The following is an 846-nucleotide window of genomic DNA, read 5'->3' on the forward strand; positions in this document are numbered from 1 at the left end:
CTTGATCTCGCTGTTGAGGACGGTGATGATCGCGACCAGCGACCTCACCGTGGCAGCGTAGGCGGTCGTGACCAACGGTGCTTGCCCGAGGTACTCGGCGCGCAGGACGTCCTGGATCGCCGTGGCTTTGCCCTCGATGTCGCGGCGGCCCTTCAGGCAGGCCGCGATCTGGGAGATCGTCAGCTTCGCCGCGGCCTCGGGCGTGGGCGCCTTGACCAGCAGCCTCAGCACCGCGTCGCTGGTGAGGTCCAAGGGCTTGTAGGCGGCCAGAGCGGCGGGGAAATAGTCCCGCAACGCCACCCGAAGGCGGAGCATGTGGCGGGTCCGTTCCCAGATCAGTGTCTGATGCGCCCTGGTGACGACCTTGACCGCCTCGGCGGTCTCGGAGTCGGCGGCGACCTCGCGCAACTGGTGACGACGGGTGCGGATCATGTCGGCCAGGGCATGGGCGTCACCCCTGTCGCTCTTGGCCCCCGAGCTGCCCAGGACCTCCCGGTGCCGGGCCGCCTGCTTGGGATCGACGCCGAACACCCGGTACCCGGCCGCGACCAGCGCCCGCACCCACGGACCCCGATCGACCTCGATGCACACCAGCACCTCCGAAGGCTCGGCGTCGTCGGCGACGAACCGGCCGACCAGGTCGTGGAACCGGGCGATCCCGGCCATACCCTCGGCCAGCCGGGCCCGCTTGACCACCTTGCCGGCCTCGTCCTGGACCTCGATGTCGTGATGATCCTCAGCCCAGTCATCCCCGACGAACAGCACCCAGACCTCCAACCTCGACAACGGGACACAAGCAGCCCGCAGGAGCGCGTCGGCGACCTAATGGACCAGTGCTCACCCCAA

General features: G+C 68.9%; 1 protein-coding gene. It reads right to left on the reverse strand.

The window, feature by feature from the left end:
* Positions 1–765 (reverse strand): transposase (locus K4S16_RS00030; RefSeq protein ID WP_149256722.1); only part of this gene is annotated, 765 nt, incomplete at its 3' end.
* Between the last annotated feature and the right edge of the window lie 81 nt (positions 766–846).

The sequence above is a fragment of the Actinomadura sp. K4S16 genome (assembly GCF_008327685.1).
GTDB lineage: Bacteria > Actinomycetota > Actinomycetes > Streptosporangiales > Streptosporangiaceae > Spirillospora.